The following is a 1,554-nucleotide window of genomic DNA, read 5'->3' as shown; positions in this document are numbered from 1 at the left end:
TCGTATTTCTGGGTGAGTTCAATTATTGTTTTACGCCAGGTAGCTAATGGCTGGTTGTCATCACCCTTTAGGCTGCCAAAGTGAGCAAAGCATAACTTGAGATTGGGGTATTGGCTCAAAACCTCCGACCAGCCCTTGGCAGGATTGCTTAGCTCTCGGGCTTGTTCCTTAGCAAAGACAGAAAAGCCACCTCCACTGCAATGTGTCATAATTGGAATCCTTCTTTCCACACAGGTTTTGTATAGATCCTCGACCTTCTTAAGCTCCTCGCTATCTTCTTTTGGCCAAGGGTTAAAACCCAGTGGGGGATAAACTTTAATACCAGCAAAAAAGTAGGTGAAGTCCTGAGTCTCATCATCAAGATTATTTTTGAACTGGCCTAGCTTCTCTTTTAAATTTACCTGTCGCGACTTGGGCGTATCGTTTTCGTAGCCCGAGAAAAATTTATCTAATAAGGCTTCCAACTTCCCGGCTGTGTAATTCGCTGTATTTAATCCCATAAAAGGGTATATCTCGAAAAGCTTATCTTTTACGACATCATCTTTCACCAGTTGCATTCTATTTTCCTCATTCTTAATTAAGGAATGTGTATAGTAAATGCGGATGGCATTCAAAACATCTTCGACCTGCTTTTTTATAGGTTTTTTTGGCGTTTGGTCGTAAAAAACCTCTTTGCTGTATTCTATGTTCTTTTTACCAAAGTCCATCAGCAAAGGGCAGAGCACAATGCTATCGTATACCTCATTCTCAATTTTTAGTTGATTAGAGGAACTGACGATGGCCTCTTTATTTTTAAGAAAATAGTCGAGAATAAGAAACTGGTATTCAATTGGATTCTCAAAAATGGAGAGGGTGTTTACGATTCGGGGCAGATAACCCTGAAGAAGCTCATTGTCAATTTTTTTTTCAATCACCTTTCTAATATAACCCGGGAACAACCACTTAAACGAATAACCCAGCCCCATATGCCATTTAAAATTATTGAGAATAGCATCGCTTATGGTCTTTTTGTCGAGGAGACCTTCTCGTTTAATAAAAGCCAACAAATTGGGGTGGCTTAAATCGAAAGCATGCATGTGTATGTCGTAGAATTTTTTCATGATAGGGATTGTTTTTTCGAACAACCAATTTAACACATCTTGTTAAATTATTATCAATTAAATTTCTGTTTTTTAGTACAGGTATTGATGCTTTGTTTTTAAGCCTCTCACAAGAGAAGGACAAACATAAGAAAGGCTGCCAATAGGGGGTTGGCAGCCTTTACTGTTTATTGTCGTTACAGGGAGGCACGACTAAGTTATCTCATCCTAATTGATCTGTTCTCCAAAAGCCCAATTGGAATCTCATAATGTTTAGCATATTCCCTGCCTTACTTAGATAAAATATTGGGCGCTGGTACTTTTATTTAGCTTCATTTTTCCTTTTTCTTCTTCGCAGGACTTCGCTTTTTCTTCAGCTCAATTGTTGGCAGTTCTTTTGACAAATCCGGGAATTCTATTTTTGATAAGTCCGAAATCTTATCCATTGACAAATCAGGTAGTTTAAATTCAAAAT

1 protein-coding gene is annotated in these 1,554 nt (G+C 38.2%); it reads right to left on the bottom strand.

What is annotated here, in order from left to right:
- The coding region (locus ABY905_RS17195; protein WP_372646119.1) for a hypothetical protein at positions 1-1,100 on the bottom strand (1,100 nt) is incomplete at its 3' end.
- Positions 1,101-1,554: the final 454 nt, after the last annotated feature.

This window comes from Ancylomarina sp., from assembly GCF_041555295.1.
Lineage (GTDB): Bacteria > Bacteroidota > Bacteroidia > Bacteroidales > Marinifilaceae > Ancylomarina.
The sequence above is the reverse complement of the archived record's forward strand: the minus strand, read 5'-3'. Positions and strand labels throughout refer to the sequence as shown.